Consider the following 19,042-nt stretch of genomic DNA (forward strand, 5'->3'; position numbering starts at 1 on the left):
AAACATATTACGCTTCAGCTAACATTTTCTCTCCAGCTTCGATAGCTTCTTCGATAGTACCTTTAAGGTTGAAAGCTGCTTCTGGTAAGTGATCTAATTCACCATCCATAATCATGTTGAAACCTTTGATAGTATCTTTAATATCTACTAATACCCCAGGGATACCTGTAAATTGTTCCGCAACGTGGAAAGGTTGAGATAAGAAACGTTGTACACGACGTGCTCTAGCTACAGCTAATTTATCATCTTCTGATAACTCTTCCATACCTAAGATTGCAATAATATCTTGTAATTCTTTGTAACGTTGTAAAATCTCTTTTACTCTTTGTGCACAAGCATAGTGCTCTTTACCTAAAATTTCTGGAGTTAAGATACGAGAAGTAGAATCTAATGGATCTACCGCTGGGTAAATACCTAACTCAGCAATTTTACGAGATAATACTGTAGTAGCATCTAAGTGCGCGAAAGTTGTAGCTGGCGCCGGGTCAGTTAAGTCATCCGCAGGTACATATACCGCTTGTACTGAAGTAATTGATCCTCTTTTTGTTGAAGTAATACGCTCTTGCATTGCACCCATCTCAGTTGCCAATGTTGGTTGGTAACCTACCGCTGATGGCATACGTCCTAATAACGCTGATACCTCAGAACCTGCTTGTGTAAAACGGAAGATATTATCAACGAAGAATAATACGTCTTTACCTTGATCTTCACCAGCACCATCACGGAAATACTCAGCAATAGTTAAACCTGATAAAGCAACACGTGCACGAGCTCCTGGTGGTTCATTCATCTGACCGAAAACGAAAGTAGCTTTAGAATCTTTCATTCCGTTTTTGTCAACTTTAGTTAAATCCCATCCTCCATTTTCCATAGAGTGCATGAAATCTTCACCATATTTAATAATACCAGACTCTAACATCTCTCTTAAAAGGTCATTTCCTTCACGAGTTCTTTCACCTACTCCGGCAAAAACTGATAAACCTCCGTGACCTTTAGCAATATTGTTAATCAACTCCTGAATTAATACTGTTTTACCTACACCAGCACCACCAAACAAACCAATTTTCCCTCCTTTTGCATAAGGCTCAATTAAGTCGATTACTTTAATACCTGTAAATAAAACTTCAGTTGAAGTTGATAAATCTTCAAATTTTGGAGCTGGTCTATGGATAGGTAAACCATTTGCACCTTCTTTAGGTAAATCTCCTAAACCATCGATTGCTTCTCCAATTACATTAAATAAACGACCAAAAACTTCTTGACCGATTGGCATTTGAATTGGCGTACCAAGAGCAACAACTTCTTGACCTCTTGATAATCCATCTGTTGAGTCCATTGAAATTGTACGAACAGTATCTTCACCAATGTGTGATTGAACCTCTAATACTAATTTAGAACCATCAGCTTTAGTGATTTCTAATGAATCATAAATTTTTGGTAACTCGGCATTAGTAGTATCAAAAACCACATCTACTACCGGCCCGATAATTTTTGCAACTTTTCCTGTGAATTTAGACATTGCTTATGTATTTATTTAATAGCTATTTACGTTTCGAAAAACACTATAGTTTTTCAGGGTGCAAAGATAGTTTTTTTATAAGCAATTTTGCAATTAATTTTTTGAATTTTTTCTATTTAAATGTATTTTAATGCATAATCTACAAGCAAAAATCTAAAATTAACATCTTTTATTGTCAACTATTCATCTTTTACGAAAAATAATTTATTTTAATTTGAGTAAAATTTACTAATCTTTTGAATTAATTCTATATTAATAAAACAAATTTTAACAACACACCCCTATTTTTTTAAGGGTTAAAATGAAAAATTTAATATTTTTGTCAAACAAACCCTTAATTAAGTTGATATGAAGATTGAAAAAAGATGGATTATTTCCTTTGCACTAGTTACCATCCTTGCAGTTTTGAGTCTTTTTTGGGAAAACTCTAATAATTTAGCAAGCGAATTTACCACAGAAGCCGAAATAAATCATGCAGATGTAGCCTGGTTATTAACTTCATCTTCATTTGTATTACTAATGACTCCAGGCTTATCCTTCTTTTACGGAGGAATGGTTGGTAAAAAAAATGTTATTTCAACCATGCTTCAAAGTTTCATTTCACTTGGGGTTGTAAGTTTATTATGGGTTGTTGTAGGTTTTAGTTTGTCTTTTGGGCGACCAATAGGTTTTGAAATTGATGAGACTTTTTATGGAATAATTGGTAATCCTTTCGATTTTTTATTTTTCAATAACGTATCATCACTCCCACATAAAACTCTTGCAGGAACTATACCTTTTATACTTTTTGCTTTATTTTAAATGAAATTTGCAGTTATTACACCAGCAATTATAACAGGTTCATTTGCCGAAAGGGTTCGCTTTGTATCCTATTTATTATTTATCTGTTTATTTATATTGGTTATTTACGCCCCATTATGCCATATGGTTTGGCATCCAAATGGTTTATTAGGAAGTTATTTTGGGGTTAAAGATTTTGCCGGAGGAACAGTAGTTCACATGAGTGCAGGATTTGCTGCTCTTGCCGGAGTAATTGTATTAGGCAAAAGAAAAAATAGAGAACATATTCCTACAAACATTCCTTTTGTGTTATTAGGAACTGGAATGTTGTGGTTTGGTTGGTTCGGATTTAATGCTGGCTCTGCACTAGCAGCAAATGGAACTGCTGCTATGGCTTTTGCTACTACTACTATAGCGTCTGCTTCTGCAATGATGACTTGGATTTTCTTCGACAGAATTAACGGACGTAAAGTTTCAGCAATGAATGCTTGTATTGGAGCAGTTGTAGGATTAGTTGTGATTACTCCTGCAGCTGGTTTTATTTCAGTGCCAAAAAGTATTTTCTTCGGATTTATAGCTGCAATTGTTTCAAACTTAATGGTAAATTGGAAAAAATTAAAAGCCATTGACGACACACTTGATGTATTTGCTTGTCATGGCGTGGGTGGTATTATGGGAATGATTTTAACTGCAATTTTTGCCGAAGGAGAAAATGCAAGTTTACTTCATGGCGGATGGAATGTGTTTTCGCACCACATGATTGCATTAGTTTTAGTTTCTGGTTTTACATTTTTTGGCGCATTGGCTCTATACAAATTAACAAACATCATAATTCCATTGAGAGTTTCAGACGAATCGGAAAGAGTGGGTCTAGATTTATCACAACATAACGAATCTATGTAGCTATTAAAAATAGTATTTGTAAATTTGGGCTACAAAAAATAAAAAATGGAGTTTACATATTTACCTAATAGTGAATTAAAAGTTAGCAAAATTTGTTTGGGAACCATGACTTTTGGAAACCAAAACACTGAAGCCGAAGCACATTCGCAATTAGACTACGCTTTAGAAAGAGGAATAAACTTTATCGACACTGCCGAAATGTATCCAATAGGTGGAAATGCTCAAATTTTTGGAAGCACTGAAAGACACATTGGTAGTTGGATAAAAAAATCAGGAAAAAGAGACCAAATTGTTTTGGCAACTAAAATTGCCGGACCAAATAGAGGAATGGAATACATTCGTCAACCTTTAGATTTTTCCAAAAAAAGCATTACTGAAGCAGTTGAGCTGAGTTTAAAAAATTTACAAACCGATTACATTGATTTATATCAAATGCATTGGCCAGAACGTGTTATGAATATGTTTCAAAAGCGTGGTGTACAAGAATTAGATACTCAATGGCAAGACAATATTTCGGAAGTTTTAACTGTTTTTGACAGCATTATAAAAGAAGGGAAAATTAAAAACATTGGTGTTTCAAATGAAAATCCTTGGGGTGTAATGAAGTTTTTAATGGAAAGTGAAAAGCATGGTTTACCAAGAATCTCAACCATTCAAAATCCTTTTTCATTATTAAACAGATTATACGAAGTAGGGCTTTCTGAAATTACAATGCGTGAAAATGTAGGGCTTTTAGCTTATTCTCCACTAGGTTTTGGTTTTTTATCTGGAAAATATTTAAACGGAATGGAACCGCATTATAGAATGGCTATGTTTCCAAATTTTAAACGTTATACTAATGAAAATTGCTACAAAGCAACAAAACTTTATAAAGAATTGGCTGAAGCAAACCAGTTGACACTTACTCAAATGGCACTTGCATTTGTAAACAGGCAAAAGTTTGTAACTTCAACAATTATTGGCGCTACGACTTTAGAACAATTAAAAGAAAATATTGATGCTTTTAGCGTTGAGTTGACTCCAGAAATTATTTCGGAAATAGAAAAAATTCAAGAATTAATTCCGAATCCAGCACCTTAAAAAATAAAAAAAGCTTCAATTTCTTGAAGCTTTTTTTATCCAAATAACTCACTTACTACATCTTCAATTTTTGAAACGAGTACCATTTTAATTTTGGTGTTTTTAAGTGAAATTTTATTGTGTTTAGAAACTAATATTGTTGTAAAACCAAGTTTTTCAGCTTCTTGAATACGCTGATCTATTCTATTAACTGGTCTAATTTCTCCTGAAAGTCCAACTTCACCTGCAAAACAAAATCCTTCTTCGATAGCGATATCTTCATTTGAAGATAAAATTGCCGCAACAACAGCCAAATCAATCGCAGTATCATCAACAGAAATTCCTCCTGTAACATTTAAAAAAACATCTTTGGTTCCTAATCGAAATCCTGCACGTTTTTCAAGAACCGCTAAAATCATGTTTAAACGTTTCGCATTATAGCCTGTTGTGCTTCGTTGCGGAGTTCCATAAACTGCTGAACTTACTAAAGCCTGAATTTCAATCATTAACGGACGCATACCTTCTAATGTACAAGCAATCGCAGTTCCCGACAATTCTTCTTCTTTATGAGAAATTAGAATTTCAGATGGATTTTCTACTTCACGTAAACCGTTGCCGAGCATTTCATAAATTCCCAATTCGGCAGTAGAACCAAATCTATTTTTAAGCGAACGTAAAATTCGATACACATGATTTCGATCGCCTTCAAACTGAAGAACAGTATCGACCATATGCTCTAGAATTTTTGGCCCTGCAATAGTCCCATCTTTAGTAATATGACCAATAAGAATTACTGGCGTATTGGTTTCTTTTGCAAATTTTATAAGTTCGGCAGTACATTCTCTAATTTGAGAAATACTTCCTGGAGAAGATTCAATGTAATCGGTATGTAATGTTTGAATAGAATCAATAATTACAACTTCAGGATTAATATCTCCAATTTGTTTAAAAATATTTTGTGTTTTTGTTTCGGTTAAAATATAGCAATTATCGCTATTTGGTAAAATACGTTCGGCACGCATTTTAATTTGCTTTTGACTTTCTTCGCCAGAAACATAAAGCGTTTTATAAGGCAACTTTAACGAAATTTGCAACAATAATGTACTTTTACCAATACCTGGTTCACCACCTAAAAGCGTTAAAGAACCGGGCACAAGTCCGCCACCAAGAACACGATTTAATTCATTATCGGTTGTATTTAATCGGACTTCCTGATCAGAATCAATTTCTTTTATTAACAGTGGCTTCGAAACTCGAGAAGTTTCTTTCTCATTGTTTTTCCAAGCAACCTTGTCTTCTTTTTGAATAATTTCTTCAACTATGGTATTCCATTCTTTACAAGCATAGCATTGGCCTTGCCATTTAGAATAAGAAGTACCACAACTTTGACAAAAAAACGACGTTTTAACTTTACTCATTATTATTCGCCGCCTTCCTTATTTTCGTTGCTTCCGCCATTATCATTATTTTCTCCTTCAGGATTATCTTGAGCTTGAGGATCAGCATATTCCTCAGTTTTAGATTCGTCTTCTTTTCCTTTTAATCTTTCTGCTCTATTTAGCATAAATTCAACTGTTAACTCACGAATTGGCTCTCTAGTGAATCCTTTATTATATTCTTTGATTGCTTTTTTAAATTCGCCCATTTTTTCATAATACAACGCTTGGTGATACACACTCAAAGTTGTTTTAGGGTAATTTTTTTCAGCATATTTAGAAAGTTCCTGAAGTTCAGGATACGCTTTGTTTTTTAAGATTGCCGCTTCAATTGCTTTAAAATCAGTTAAACGAGGTAAAATCTTTAAGCCTAATTTTTCTTCAATGTTTTTATATTTATCTATAATATATTGAGTATAACCCTTGTCTAATTTTACTATTTTATTTTGATATTCTACCATTGAAATTGGTTGATATCCGTCAAATATAAAATACAAAGCATGAGGCACCGCTTGAGCTACAAGTGAATAATGCGATGCGCCTTTAAAATCGTCGTATTGGTAACGGAAATTTTTGTTTGGAATTGCATTTATATTTTGATCTAAAGCTTGAGTTTTTTCTCTTAATTCATCTAAATCTCCTTCACCACTAGCTTGATAATACATGATTGGCTTTGTAGTTACAGCTAAACGCTCTGCGACTCTTTTTTCCATATCTAAAGCCATTTCTGGAGCTAAAGAAATATAACCATTAAAAACCGGATTATCTTTGTATAAATAACAATTTAAAAATCCTGCTGTTGTATCGTGACCCGCAATAACTCTAAACGGCTGTACTCTATATTTACCTTCAACATAAGGCAACATTTCCATGCCTAAAAATTCAAAGAAAGCAGCACCAGTTCCTTTTGGCAAACCAGTCTCTTCATCTAACTCACTGTCTTTGAAACGTTGCTCACCATAATTTTGATTAACCGAAACTATAATCATTTCGGGAAGATCATCCCAATAGTTTCCATACTTTAAAGTTCCTTCAAATAAACCTGATAAATATTCTCCATCTAACACCACTAAAACTGGATATTTTTTACTTACATTTTGCTCGTAATATGGTGGAAGAATAACTGAAAAATTTCTTGTTTCTCCTAATTTTTTAGATTGAATAGATTCAGGAATTGTTTGAGAAAAACCAAAAAAAGTACTTAAGGTTAACAAAAATAGTAATACCGCTCTCATATTAGATTTTAATTAAATTTTGAAAGCAATATACTAATTAATTTCTTTTTTGTTGAATGTTGGTAAAATTAAAAATGCTAGTCCGCCTAAAAAAACAGTGATGATTAATTGCGAAGTCCAAGATACCCATCCAAAAGCATAGCCCGACGCAAAAGGAACACTATATAAAACTAAAATTTCAGCAATTAACTTTTGAAAGAACCCAAACCCTCCATTTGTAAAAGCAATTGTAAGACTTCCTATAACAAAAGCGACTAAAACAGTTCCGAAAGAAATCATCCTTGTTTCTTCTAATGCGAAAATTACAAAGTAAAACATCAAAACATAAGAAGTCCAAATGGCTAATGTTTGCAAAAAGAACGCCCATTTATTCGGCATTTTAAAAACACTTAAAACTCCTTCTGTTAAACCAGAAATTTTGCTTTTAATTTTTAAAATAAATGCGTTTTTTGAATAAATTAATAAATACAAACCAAGAATTCCAAATAAAAATCCAACGATTAAAATTGTAACTAATGTTTGTACAGGAATATATTTTAATAGAAATTCTTTTAACGTTGAGAATTCAATTACTACTGCCAATAAAACAAAAGACATTAATATAAAGAAATCTACAATGCGTTCTGCAATTATAGTTCCAAATCCCTTATCAAAAGGAACTCCTTTGTACTTTGCTAGCAATGCTGCTCTAGAAATTTCACCTGATCTTGGAATGGTTAAATTCAAAAAATAAGCAATACTTATTACAGTTAAATTAAATTTAAAATCCGACTTATAACCTATGTATTCTAGAGTATAACGCCACCTATATGCTCTAAAAACATATCCCAAAAACGCCATCAAAGCAGACAATAAGATAAAAGTAATGTCGGCATTTTTAACGATATCCAAAACGTGATTTAATTCTTCAGGAGTAAACTTTTTGTATTCGTATATAACTAAAAAAGCTCCCAATAAAATTGGGAGCAATATACCAAGAGTATTTTTAAGTTTTTTATTCACTAAGTAAGTGAGTTGTCTTTTTCGTTTGGAAACACCAAAGTTGGCCTAAATTTTTTAGCTTCTTCGAAGTCTATAATCCCATAAGATATAATGATAATAATATCACCTCTATGAACTTTTCTGGCAGCCGGTCCATTTAATGTGATTTCACCAGTATCTTTTGGCCCTTTAATTGCATATGTTTCTAATCGTTCCCCATTGTTAACATTAACAATTTGAACTTTTTCACCTTCTACTATATTTGCAGCCTCCATTAAAGCTTCGTCAATAGTAATACTACCTATATAGTTTAGATCGGCACCAGTTACTGATACTCTGTGAATTTTTGATTTAACTACTTGAATTTGCATGGTGCAAAGGTAACTAATTATAGAAAATTACAATAATTTTTTTCAGTTGAAAATTAACTTTGAATTACAGTCCAATATTATCTATAAGTCTGATATCTTCGATAAAAACCGCTACAAAACCTCTGTATTTCTTTTTTTGCTTTTTCTTATACAAGGCAAAAGCGTTTTCTCTTCAGCAATATCAAAATATTCTAATTTAAAATCTTGGTGTTTGGAAAATTCCTTCTCAACAAATGATTGGGTAGCTAAAGCAGAATGCTCTTCGAAATATTTTTTCCCTGCTTTTAAAATTTTAAAAATAATAGTTGCTTTTTCTTTTGCCTCTTTGGATAATCTTTCATTTCTAGAACTCATTGCTAAGCCACTTTTCTCTCTAAAAATAGGACAGCCTATTACGTTTACAGGAAGATTAACTTTTTCGACCATTTTCTTAACAATTTGTAATTGTTGAAAATCTTTTTCACCAAAGTAAGCATTTGTAGGTCTAATAATTTCAAAAAGCCTTTTTACAATAGTTCCTACTCCATCAAAATGTCCTGGTCTATATTTCCCTTCCATTTGATTTTCTAAACCATCAAAATCAAAGTTTTCGGAAGTTACATTGTTTTTATAAATATCTGAAACAGAAGGTGCAAATATTAAAACATTTTTATTAAAAGCTTCTACTTTGCTAACATCACTTTCTAAATTTCTAGGATATTTTTCTAAATCTTCAGGATTGTTAAACTGAGTTGGATTCACAAAAATACTCATTACCGTTACATCATTTTCTTTCAATGATTTATCTAATAACGATAAATGACCATCATGCAATGCACCCATTGTAGGCACAAAACCAATCGTTTTTTTTTGAGCAATTAATGGTTCTAAAAAAGAAACAATTGCTTTTCTTTCATTAAAAACAAGCATTCTACAAGCATTAGTTTATCAAGCAAACTTACTACATTAATGGTGAAATCCATAAATTTTTGTATTTTTGCATGTTTTTTAAACACAAACTGATAAACAAAAAAATTATGGAAGACAAGAGGATATTATATGTATCATCTGAAGTGGTGCCTTATTTAGCCGAAAATGAAGTTTCTATACAATCTTATGAATACCCTAAAATGATTAATGATTTAGGAGGACAAATAAGAATTTTCATGCCAAGATATGGTAATATTAACGAAAGAAGACACCAATTACATGAAGTTATTCGTTTATCAGGAATGAATTTGGTAGTTAATGATATGGATATGCCATTAATTATTAAAGTTGCCTCGATACCGAAAGAACGAATACAAGTTTACTTTATTGATAACGACGAATATTTCAAAAGAAAAGCAACTTTTACAGATGAAGAAGGAAATTTATTCCCAGATAATGATGAACGTGCTATCTTTTTTGCAAAAGGTGTTGTTGAAACGGTTAAAAAATTAAATTGGGTTCCTGATGTTATTCATGTTCACGGATGGATGGCAGCAATGTTACCCGTTTATCTAAAACACTATTATAAGAACGAAGGGATTTTTGCTGATACTAAAATTATATCTTCTGTTTACAATCTTGGTTTTGATGGAATTTTAGATGAAAACATGGATAAAAAACTTGCTTTTGACAATATTCCTGACGAGGTTTCAAGTGTAATTAACGAACCAAATTTTGAGAACTTAATGAAAGTAACTATAGACCACTCAGATGCAGTAGTTATTGGTTCTGAGGGTTTAAACCCAACTTTAACAAAATATATAGAATCATCTAAAAAACCTTTTTTACCTTTCACCCCGAAAGAATCATTACAAGAAGTTTACATGAGCTTCATTAAAGAGAACGTTTTATAATCTATGAAAAAGTACATTTTTATTATTTCGGCAGTATTTTTAACTTTACTGTCTTGCGATAAAGACTATAACTCAATAGGATCAAATATTATTGGTGAAGGGAATTATAATTTTGAAAAATATGAAGCTCAAAACATTAAAGCCTACACAAAACCTACTGGAGCTGTTCAATCTAACAACCTACCTATTAATGCATTAGGCGTATTTCAAAATCCATTTTTCGGCCAAAATGTTGCAAGTTTTGTAACACAAGTTGAACTTGATGATACAGATCCAATTTTAGGATATGATATTGAAATGCAAAGTATAGATTCTGTTTACCTATACATACCTTATTTTAGTCATTTGGATCCAAACAATGATGCTGTAGGCAATGATCCTAATTTATACATTCTGGATTCTATAAGTGGTGATTCACAATTGCCTTTTGATCTTAAAATTTATGAATCTGGATACTACTTAGCCAATAATGATGTAAACGACCCAACTCAAGGCCAAAAATATTTTTCCGATGAGAAAAGTACGATTGAAAATAATTTGGTAAGTACGCCGTTGAATAATTCTAGTGATGTTCTTCAAAACAACAACTTTCTTTTTTCAAACGATGAAATTATTATTTATGAAACCGATGGTAATGGACAAAAAGTGGATAATGAAGGTAATCCTGTGACCGACCCTGCCGATTGGGTAATTAAAGATAGAATGGACCCTGGAATGTGGTTAGATTTAGACAAAAACTTTTTTCTAAACAAAGTTTTATTAGCTAACTCTAACAATTTATTAAACAACAACAATTTTAAAGAATACTTCAGAGGATTATACTTTCAAGTAAATCCAATTGCAAGTAACGCTGCTCAAGCCCAAATGGACTTTTCAAAAGGCTACATAGTAATTCAATATCATTCTAAAGCTGATACGAATTCGACCACAGAATTAAAGAAAAAAACTTTAAAACTTAATTTAAAAGGAAACACTATAAATTTCTTTGAAAACACAAATTCATCTAATTATCAAACTATATTAGATGCTTCTGATCCAGTGAATGGTGATGCAACTCTTGCTTTAAGAGGTCAAGTAGGTTCTGGCGCTTTTATTGAACTTTTTGATCAAAATGAACTAGACAATTTAAGAAGTAAGAATTGGTTGATCAACGATGCTATTTTAACAATTAATGTTAAAGATTTAGGACAAACAAACGCTTCAAGAATCTATCTTTATGATGCTACAAACAACACTTACATTTATGACTATTACTTAGATCCAACAACTAATTATGATAATAAACTTAATAAATATACATTTGGAGGTTTATTAGAAAATAATTCTGAAACTGGTGAAAAAAAATATAGAATAAAAATTACATCTCATATTAGAAATCTTTTAAATACAGATGTTGATGAATTAGCAGAAAATGTATTGTTAGGACTTGTTGTTACTGAAGATATTAACGTTTCAACTTTAAGATCTATAAAAAACACTACAACCTTTGGCAACGAATTAATTCCAACGAGTTCAATTATGGGACCTACTGGTACCGTTTTATATGGTACAAATGTTTCAGCTGCTGACATTGCAAAAAAGATGAAATTAGACATTTACTATACCGAACCTAAATAATAATATTATGTGTGGAATTGTTGGATATATTGGACATAGAGATGCTTACCCTGTTTTAATTAAGGGATTAAAGCGATTAGAGTATAGAGGATATGACAGTGCTGGTATTGTTCTATTTGATGGAAGTAATTTAAAACTATCTAAGACAAAAGGCAAAGTCTCTGATTTAGAAGCAAAAGCTGAAGCCGAAAATACTAAAGTTGGTAAAATTGGTATGGGACATACACGTTGGGCTACACACGGAGTTCCTAACGACGTTAATTCGCACCCACATTATTCTAATTCAGGTAATTTAGTAATCATTCATAATGGTATCATTGAAAACTATGAGCCGATTAAGAAAGAGCTTATCAATAGAGGTTATACATTCAAATCGGATACTGATACTGAAGTATTAATCAACTTAATTGAAGACGTAAAAAAGAAAGAAAATGTACAGCTAGGAAAAGCGGTTCAAATTGCTTTAAATCAGGTTGTAGGAGCTTATGCGATTGCAGTTTTTGATAAAGAAAAACCGAATGAAATTGTTGTCGCTCGTTTAGGTTCTCCGTTAGCAATTGGTATTGGTGACGATGAATTTTTCATTGCTTCTGATGCTTCACCTTTTATAGAATACACTTCAAATGCCATTTATTTAGAAGATGAAGAAATGGCTGTGGTACGCTTGCATAAACCAATGATTGTTCGTAAAATTAAAGATGACTCTTCTGTAGATCCTTATGTACAAGAACTTCAAATGAATCTTGAACAAATTGAAAAAGGTGGTTACGAACATTTCATGTTAAAAGAAATATACGAACAACCTAGTGTTATTAAAGATACTTACAGAGGCCGACTTTTAGCCAATAAAGGCATTATCCAAATGGCAGGAGTAGAAGATAACTTAGAACGATTTTTAAATGCGAAAAGAATTCTAATTGTTGCTTGTGGAACTTCATGGCATGCTGGTTTAGTTGCAGAATATATTATAGAAGAATTTGCGAGAATTCCAGTTGAAGTTGAATATGCTTCTGAGTTCAGATATAGAAATCCAATTATTTACAAAGACGATATCGTCATTGCTATTTCACAATCTGGTGAAACTGCTGATACTCTTGCCGCTATTAAACTTGCAAAAGAAAATGGAGCATTTGTATTTGGAGTTTGTAATGTTGTAGGTTCATCTATTTCAAGAGAAACTCATGCTGGTGCCTATACGCACGCTGGTCCAGAAATTGGTGTAGCTTCTACTAAAGCATTTACTACACAAATTACAGTGTTAACTATGATTGCTTTGCGCTTAGCTAAAGCTAAAGGTACTATGTCTAACTCTGACTATCAAAGACATTTATTAGAGTTAGAATTAATTCCAGAAAAAGTTCAAGAGGCTTTAAATAGCAATGAAGTTGCAAAACAAGTTGCATCAGTATATCAAAATGCTACGAACTGCCTTTATTTAGGTAGAGGTTATAATTTTCCTGTAGCTTTAGAAGGGGCTTTAAAACTAAAAGAAATATCATATATTCATGCTGAAGGATATCCTGCAGCAGAAATGAAACATGGACCAATTGCGTTAATTGACGAACAAATGCCAGTTATTGTAATTGCTCCAAATAAAGGTCATTATGACAAAGTAGTAAGCAACATTCAAGAAATTAAATCTAGAAGCGGTAAAATCATTGCAGTGGTTACTAAGGGTGATACACAAGTTAAAGAACTTGCAGACCACGTAATTGAAATCCCTGAAACAAATGAGGCTTTTACTCCACTTTTAACTACAATTCCATTACAATTACTTTCATATCACATTGCCGTTATGAGAGGATGTAATGTTGACCAACCAAGAAATTTAGCAAAATCAGTTACAGTAGAATAAATTAAAAAGGCGTTTTAAAAAACGCCTTTTTTTAAATTATCATAATTAAAAAAGCCTAGTAAAAAATTACTAGGCTTTTTTATTTGCTCCCCCTCTTGGGCTCGAACCAAGGACCCTCTGATTAACAGTCAGATGCTCTAACCAACTGAGCTAAGGAGGAATAACCTTAAAGGTTAAATTCCGTGTTACAAAAAAGTTAGCTCCCCCTCTTGGGCTCGAACCAAGGACCCTCTGATTAACAGTCAGATGCTCTAACCAACTGAGCTAAGGAGGAAGGTGTGTAACCTTTTTTGCGAGTGCAAATATAACTTGATTTTTTATTTACACAAACTATTTTTGAAAAAATATTAGAAAAATTTATCTGCTATCAATTCAAATATATCTTTTCCAAAAGTTAAAGCCATCAATGTTAGCAATATAATCATTCCAGCAGTTTGTACATAACCTGCTGCTTTATCGCTTAAAGTTTTTCCTGTAATCATTTCAACAATTGTAAAAAGCGCATGACCACCATCTAATCCTGGGATAGGTAATAAATTCATAAAAGCCAAACCAATTGAAAATAATGCTGTGAAGTTCCAGATAAATTCCCAATTCCATTCGTCTGGTAACTGACGTGCAATTCCAACTGGACTTTTTACTTGTTTATATGCTCCAGTAGATGGTCTTAAAATCAATTTAAAACTCTTTACATTATAAACTAATAACGCCCAAGATTCTTTTACAGCTTCAGGAATAGCTTCAGTAAAAGACATTTTTTGATCTACAACATAATCATCTTTTAAATATGACGAAAACATAAATCCTAATTTTCCTACTGAATCAACTTTAGCTCTTATTAACTCTTCTTTATTGTTTCTTATAACTGTTATAGAAACCGAATCATTTTTAAATTTAGACAAACGAGAAGAAAATTCATCAGTAAATTTAAATTTCTGATTATTTAAACCAACTATAGAATCTCCTTTTTTTAATCCCGCTGAAGAAGCATTTGAACCTACCCACACTGAATCAATTTTTGCAGCTTGTAAACGTGGCGCAATAAAACTTCTTCCTTCTTTTGCTAAAATGTCTCCAATTTGCTCATCTGTCAAATTTAGTTTTACTTCTTGTCCGTTTCTTTCAACTACAACTTCATGACTGAATAAAATATCCATTACCATTCTATTGAAGTTTTCTTGAAACTTACCGTCAACCGAAACAATTTTATCTCCATTTACAAAACCTGCATTTTGACCAACTTCACCAAAAGACAATCCGTTTTTTTGAATAATTTCAGTAGAAACATATTTTTTACCTACAGTTGAGTACATAACACTGTAAATAAACCACGCTAAAAGAATATTTACAATGATTCCTCCAAGCATAATAATTAATCTTTGCCAAGCTGGTTTCGATCTAAATTCCCAAGGTTGCGCTTCTTGTTTCATTTGTTCGGTATCCATACTTTCGTCTATCATTCCCGAAAGTTTTACATAACCTCCTATTGGTAACCAACCTATTCCCCATTCTGTTTCACCAATTTTCTTTTTTACCAAAGAAAAACCAGCATCCATAAATAGATAGAATTTCTCTACTCTTACTTTAAACCATTTTGCAGTAATATAATGACCAAATTCGTGGAGAATCACTAAAACTGAAAGAATAAATATTATTTGTGCTAATTGAATCATATTAGAATTTCTTTTACTTATATAAACGACAAAAGTAAGGTTTTCACCTTACTTTTTATACATCATTTTAAAACGGACTTAATTTTTTATAAAATTTTTATGAAAATGTCCTTCACTCGTTTCAATTTTCAAAATATAAACTCCCGTTTGTAAACGTTCTGTTGAGAAGTTTGAATTTGATGTTTCCATAACTTTTTGTCCTAAATTATTATAAACTTCAGTTTTAACTAGTTGAACTGTGTTAGGTAACTTTATAAACAATTCTTTATCAGAAGGGTTAGGATAAACTAAAACTTGGTTATCAAAAGCAAAAGAATTAGCACCTAAAACTGCATTATTATTTTTTGAAATAATATGTCTATTAGGATCAAACTGAACACTAGCAACCGTAAATGGCACTGAAACTATAAATTCTTGCCCATTAAAAGTATTATCTACAATAACATCATAAATGTTGTTAGCCGCATCTTTTAATCTAATTTCAAGTGGCATTTCAAAATAAGAAACTGATGGATGAGATTGCGTTTGGTTTACTATAATTTTAGCTTGACCAGCACCCCAATTACTGACCGATATATTGTATGTAGGATAACCTTGGTTATAAACCCAATCGTTAAAAAACTCGTTTAAACTACTGCCGTAAACCGCCTCTAAATGAGCTTGCAATTGTGGCGTTAATGCATACGCATAAGCTAAATTAGAATCTGCTAAATAATTTCTCATAGCTTGAAAAAAAGCTGTATCACCTAATTTCCATCTCAACATATGAACAACCATTGAACCCTTGTTGTAAGTTAAACGACCACTAAAAATTCTGTTTACATTTAAAGCTTCAGCATCTGTCAAATAAAGAGCTCCGGCCGGTTGCGAAGTAATATTTAAAATTTTACCTTCTTTCCAATTAACAAAACTTGTAGCACCATCAAGATGTTCGTAAACTAATCCTGAAAGATATTCTGCAAAACCTTCATTCAACCAAATATCTTTCCATGTTCCGCAAGTAATTTTATCACCAAACCACTGATGTCCTAATTCATGAGCAATTAAACTTCTACTAAAATTGTACATTGAAGACATCGTAGCATGTTCCATACCTCCACCCCATCCAAACTGAACGTGGCCATATTGCTCATTACGATAAGGATAATCTCCAAATCTAGACTCAAAAAAATTAATTATGGGTGTCGTTTGATTAATTTGTGCCTGAACTGAAGTACTATTAGTTTCAGGATATAAGTAATTATTGATAGGGAAAAATGGACTTGCAGTTGTTCCTAATCCTCCTTGTATATTATAGGTTACATAATTTGTAACATTTATACTTATCAAATAAGCAGGAATAGGATAGCCATGATGAAAATGCCTTGTAATATTTCCTGCGTTAGTAGTTTCACTTTGTAAAAGACCGTTTGAAACACCTATATAACCAGAAGGACAAGTAATGTAAACATCAATTGAATCTACTTTATCATTTAAATCTTGTTTACATGGCCACCAGTCTCTTGCTCCAAAAGGCTCAGAAAGTGTGTATATAACAGGAGTTCCATTGTGAGTACTTGCTGTAAAAGCCTGTTCATCGGTATCAGGAGCACCTGAATAATTTATAACAACCGTTGAAGAAGTTCCACTAGTTATTGTTGATGGAAAATCAATCACTAATTCTTCTGTTGCTAATTGACTAAAAGTTAAAGAAGTCGCTCCCATTGTAACAGAACTAACTGTTAACACATCTGTTAAATCAAATGTAATGGTATTCATATCTTCTAATGCGGTAAAAGTAGTTGTAACTTGACCTACAATATTGTAAACAGCAGGATCTACAGTAAAACGCAATTCATGATATGTGATATCGTAATTTTGAGTATTTGGATTTACTTGAAAATTTTGAACCGATGCAGCCGATTTCATTTCAGCTTCAACCATTTGCTCAAATTGTTCTTTTTCATTTTGAGAAAAAATAAAAAAAGAATTAAGAATAAGGAAGAATTGGGTAATTTTTCTCATTTTAATTTAAAATTTTGCTAATGTAACAAAAAATAGCTTTTTGAATGTACAATTATAGCTAATTCCTTCATTATTTTGATATTTTATATTGTTAATCTAAGATTTAATTTCATTAAATTTGCCGTTCAAAAAATCAAAATATGTTACAGGTAGCTTACATTAGAGAAAACAAAGAAGAGGTTATCAAAAAATTAGCAAAAAGAAATTTAGACGCTAATGAATTGGTTAACCTTGTGGTAGATTTAGATGAAAAAAGAAGAACAACTCAGGTTGAACTTGACAACATTTTAGCTGAATCTAACAAGCTATCCAAAGAAATTGGTGAGTTTATGCGTTCTGGCGAAAAAGAAAAAGCAGAAGCAAGCAAAGCTAAAACAGCCGATTTAAAAGAAAAAAGCAAAGAACTTACAGAAGTATTAAATGAAGTTACCGCTTCATTACAAGAAGAATTATACAAACTACCTAATGTTCCTAACGAAATTGTTCCAGAAGGAAAAACTGCTGATGACAATTTAAACGTGTATCAAGATGGTGAAATTCCTACTTTATTTGAAGGAGCAATGCCACATTGGGAGTTAGCAAAAAAATACGACATCATTGATTTCGATTTAGGTGCAAAAATTACTGGCGCTGGTTTTCCAGTTTATAAAGGGAAAGGTGCTCGTTTACAACGTGCTTTAATCAATTATTTTTTAGACAAAAACACCGCTGCTGGCTATCAAGAAACTCAAGTTCCACACTTAGTTAACGAAGCATCTGGATTTGGAACAGGACAATTACCTGATAAAGAAGGACAAATGTATTTTGTAGGTGAAGATAATTTATACTTAATTCCTACTGCTGAAGTTCCGGTAACTAACATTTACCGTGATGTTTTATTAAACGAAAGTGATTTACCTATTTTATGTACTGGTTACACGCCTTGTTTCCGTAGAGAAGCTGGTTCTTATGGCGCTCATGTTCGCGGTTTAAATCGTTTACATCAGTTTGACAAAGTAGAAATTGTGCGTATTGAACATCCTGATAAATCTTATGAAGCTTTAGATGGAATGGTTGAGCATGTAAAAGGAATTTTAGAAGATTTAAAATTACCATTCAGAATTTTAAGACTTTGTGGTGGCGATATGGGCTTTACTTCAGCATTAACATATGATTTCGAAGTATTTTCAACAGCACAAGATCGTTGGTTAGAAATTTCTTCTGTTTCAAATTTTGAAACTTTCCAAGCAAATAGACTAAAACTACGTTTTAAAGACAAAGAAGGTAAAAATCAATTGGCACATACATTAAACGGAAGTTCATTAGCTTTACCAAGAGTTTTAGCAGGTATTTTAGAAAACTATCAAACTCCTGAAGGAATTGTAATTCCAGAAGTATTAAGACCTTACACCGGATTTGACATTATCAACTAATCGTTAATCTTATACAAAACAATGCACTATTTTAACGCAAATGTGTTAACTTAGTGCATTATTTTTTCTACATGCAAAGGCTTTATTTCATTATATTATTACTTTTTCAAACTTTTCTTATTGCTCAAAACGAACAATTAGCTTTAAACTATATCGATTCGGGCGAATATGAAAAAGCTATAACTATTCTAGAAACCTCTTCACAAAAAAACAATCAGTTTTATAGTGACAAATTACTTTTTGTTACCAACAATTAAAGCAATACGACAAAGCACTTTCATTAATTCAAAACAAAAAAAAGACATCAAATTTACCTTCGTTACTTGTAGACGAAGGCTATATTTATCAATTACAAAGCAAACAAGATTTAGCAA

13 protein-coding genes, 2 tRNA genes and 2 pseudogenes are annotated in these 19,042 nt (G+C 32.1%); 7 read left to right on the top strand and 10 right to left on the bottom strand.

Going from position 1 to position 19,042, the window contains the following annotated elements:
- Nucleotides 1-7: 7 nt before the first annotated feature.
- Nucleotides 8-1,519 carry a F0F1 ATP synthase subunit beta gene (gene atpD / locus GCU34_RS09770; protein ID WP_072782767.1) on the bottom strand — a complete coding sequence of 504 codons (1,512 nt, stop codon included), beginning with the start codon at nt 1,517-1,519 and terminating at the stop codon, nt 8-10.
- Between the two features lie 348 nt (nt 1,520-1,867).
- On the opposite strand from atpD, the pseudogene GCU34_RS09775 reads away from it, so the two are divergent.
- Together GCU34_RS09775 and GCU34_RS09780 are read left to right on the top strand one after the other, a co-directional pair.
- A pseudogene (locus GCU34_RS09775) lies at nt 1,868-3,202 on the top strand (ammonium transporter).
- Nucleotides 3,203-3,247: 45 nt separating this feature from the next.
- Nucleotides 3,248-4,282: an aldo/keto reductase gene (locus GCU34_RS09780; protein WP_072782764.1), complete on the top strand. Its 1,035-nt coding sequence runs from the start codon at nt 3,248-3,250 to the stop codon at nt 4,280-4,282.
- Between the two features lie 35 nt (nt 4,283-4,317).
- Here GCU34_RS09780 and radA read toward each other — a convergent pair whose 3' ends face one another.
- From radA to panC, 5 genes and pseudogenes are all read right to left on the bottom strand, one after another.
- Nucleotides 4,318-5,679, bottom strand: a complete 1,362-nt coding sequence (gene radA, locus GCU34_RS09785; RefSeq protein ID WP_072782761.1) for a DNA repair protein RadA — start codon at nt 5,677-5,679, stop codon at nt 4,318-4,320.
- Nucleotides 5,680-5,681: 2 nt separating this feature from the next.
- Nucleotides 5,682-6,932: an alpha/beta hydrolase gene (locus GCU34_RS09790; RefSeq protein WP_072782758.1), complete on the bottom strand. Its 1,251-nt coding sequence runs from the start codon at nt 6,930-6,932 to the stop codon at nt 5,682-5,684.
- Nucleotides 6,933-6,965: 33 nt separating this feature from the next.
- Nucleotides 6,966-7,934 carry a lysylphosphatidylglycerol synthase transmembrane domain-containing protein gene (locus GCU34_RS09795; protein ID WP_072782757.1) on the bottom strand — a complete coding sequence of 323 codons (969 nt, stop codon included), beginning with the start codon at nt 7,932-7,934 and terminating at the stop codon, nt 6,966-6,968.
- On the bottom strand, nt 7,934-8,284 hold the full coding sequence (gene panD / locus GCU34_RS09800) for an aspartate 1-decarboxylase (protein ID WP_072782754.1): 351 nt from the start codon (nt 8,282-8,284) through the stop codon (nt 7,934-7,936). Before panD ends, GCU34_RS09795 begins: the two co-directional genes overlap by 1 nt.
- A gap of 64 nt (nt 8,285-8,348) precedes the next feature.
- Nucleotides 8,349-9,193, bottom strand: a pseudogene (gene panC / locus GCU34_RS09805) (pantoate--beta-alanine ligase).
- Nucleotides 9,194-9,300: 107 nt separating this feature from the next.
- On the opposite strand from panC, the gene GCU34_RS09810 reads away from it, so the two are divergent.
- From GCU34_RS09810 to glmS, 3 genes are read left to right on the top strand one after another with little or no spacing between them, the layout of a single operon-like run.
- Nucleotides 9,301-10,107, top strand: coding sequence for a glycogen/starch synthase (locus GCU34_RS09810; RefSeq protein ID WP_072783410.1), 807 nt, complete (start codon nt 9,301-9,303; stop codon nt 10,105-10,107).
- A gap of 3 nt (nt 10,108-10,110) precedes the next feature.
- Nucleotides 10,111-11,724 (top strand): DUF4270 domain-containing protein, encoded by a 1,614-nt coding sequence (locus GCU34_RS09815; RefSeq protein ID WP_072782749.1) that lies wholly within the window; start codon nt 10,111-10,113, stop codon nt 11,722-11,724.
- A 7-nt stretch (nt 11,725-11,731) separates the two neighbouring features.
- Nucleotides 11,732-13,579 (top strand): glutamine--fructose-6-phosphate transaminase (isomerizing), encoded by a 1,848-nt coding sequence (gene glmS, locus GCU34_RS09820; protein WP_072782746.1) that lies wholly within the window; start codon nt 11,732-11,734, stop codon nt 13,577-13,579.
- A gap of 86 nt (nt 13,580-13,665) precedes the next feature.
- Here the strand turns inward: glmS and GCU34_RS09825 are convergent.
- The 4 genes from GCU34_RS09825 to GCU34_RS09840 all read right to left on the bottom strand — a co-directional run bounded on the left by GCU34_RS09825 (nt 13,666) and on the right by GCU34_RS09840 (nt 17,256).
- Nucleotides 13,666-13,739: transfer RNA gene (locus GCU34_RS09825), tRNA-Asn, on the bottom strand.
- 40 nt (nt 13,740-13,779) lie between these two features.
- Nucleotides 13,780-13,853, bottom strand: a tRNA-Asn gene (locus GCU34_RS09830).
- A gap of 73 nt (nt 13,854-13,926) precedes the next feature.
- A complete protein-coding gene (rseP, locus tag GCU34_RS09835; RefSeq protein ID WP_072782743.1) occupies nt 13,927-15,252 on the bottom strand; it encodes an RIP metalloprotease RseP in 1,326 nt (441 codons plus the stop codon).
- 78 nt (nt 15,253-15,330) lie between these two features.
- A complete protein-coding gene (locus GCU34_RS09840; RefSeq protein WP_072782740.1) occupies nt 15,331-17,256 on the bottom strand; it encodes a M1 family aminopeptidase in 1,926 nt (641 codons plus the stop codon).
- 140 nt (nt 17,257-17,396) lie between these two features.
- Between GCU34_RS09840 and serS the strand changes: the two genes are divergently transcribed.
- A complete protein-coding gene (gene serS / locus GCU34_RS09845; RefSeq protein ID WP_072782737.1) occupies nt 17,397-18,668 on the top strand; it encodes a serine--tRNA ligase in 1,272 nt (423 codons plus the stop codon).
- A gap of 71 nt (nt 18,669-18,739) precedes the next feature.
- The gene (locus GCU34_RS13980; RefSeq protein ID WP_227658672.1) at nt 18,740-18,925 is read left to right on the top strand and encodes a hypothetical protein; all 186 of its coding nucleotides are present in this window, start codon (nt 18,740-18,742) and stop codon (nt 18,923-18,925) included.
- Nucleotides 18,926-19,042: the final 117 nt, after the last annotated feature.

The sequence above is a fragment of the Flavobacterium haoranii genome (assembly GCF_009363055.1).
GTDB lineage: Bacteria > Bacteroidota > Bacteroidia > Flavobacteriales > Flavobacteriaceae > Flavobacterium > Flavobacterium haoranii.

Excerpts from the sequence above, each read along its gene's own strand:
- glmS (WP_072782746.1), top strand. The coding sequence starts at position 11,732 with ATGTGTGGAATTGTTGGATATATTGGACATAGAGATGCTTACCCTGTT.
- rseP (WP_072782743.1), bottom strand. The coding sequence starts at position 15,252 with ATGATTCAATTAGCACAAATAATATTTATTCTTTCAGTTTTAGTGATT.
- GCU34_RS09840 (WP_072782740.1), bottom strand. The coding sequence starts at position 17,256 with ATGAGAAAAATTACCCAATTCTTCCTTATTCTTAATTCTTTTTTTATT.
- panD (WP_072782754.1), bottom strand. The coding sequence starts at position 8,284 with ATGCAAATTCAAGTAGTTAAATCAAAAATTCACAGAGTATCAGTAACT.
- GCU34_RS09815 (WP_072782749.1), top strand. The coding sequence starts at position 10,111 with ATGAAAAAGTACATTTTTATTATTTCGGCAGTATTTTTAACTTTACTG.
- GCU34_RS09790 (WP_072782758.1), bottom strand. The coding sequence starts at position 6,932 with ATGAGAGCGGTATTACTATTTTTGTTAACCTTAAGTACTTTTTTTGGT.
- atpD (WP_072782767.1), bottom strand. The coding sequence starts at position 1,519 with ATGTCTAAATTCACAGGAAAAGTTGCAAAAATTATCGGGCCGGTAGTA.
- radA (WP_072782761.1), bottom strand. The coding sequence starts at position 5,679 with ATGAGTAAAGTTAAAACGTCGTTTTTTTGTCAAAGTTGTGGTACTTCT.
- GCU34_RS13980 (WP_227658672.1), top strand. The coding sequence starts at position 18,740 with ATGCAAAGGCTTTATTTCATTATATTATTACTTTTTCAAACTTTTCTT.
- GCU34_RS09780 (WP_072782764.1), top strand. The coding sequence starts at position 3,248 with ATGGAGTTTACATATTTACCTAATAGTGAATTAAAAGTTAGCAAAATT.
- serS (WP_072782737.1), top strand. The coding sequence starts at position 17,397 with ATGTTACAGGTAGCTTACATTAGAGAAAACAAAGAAGAGGTTATCAAA.
- GCU34_RS09810 (WP_072783410.1), top strand. The coding sequence starts at position 9,301 with ATGGAAGACAAGAGGATATTATATGTATCATCTGAAGTGGTGCCTTAT.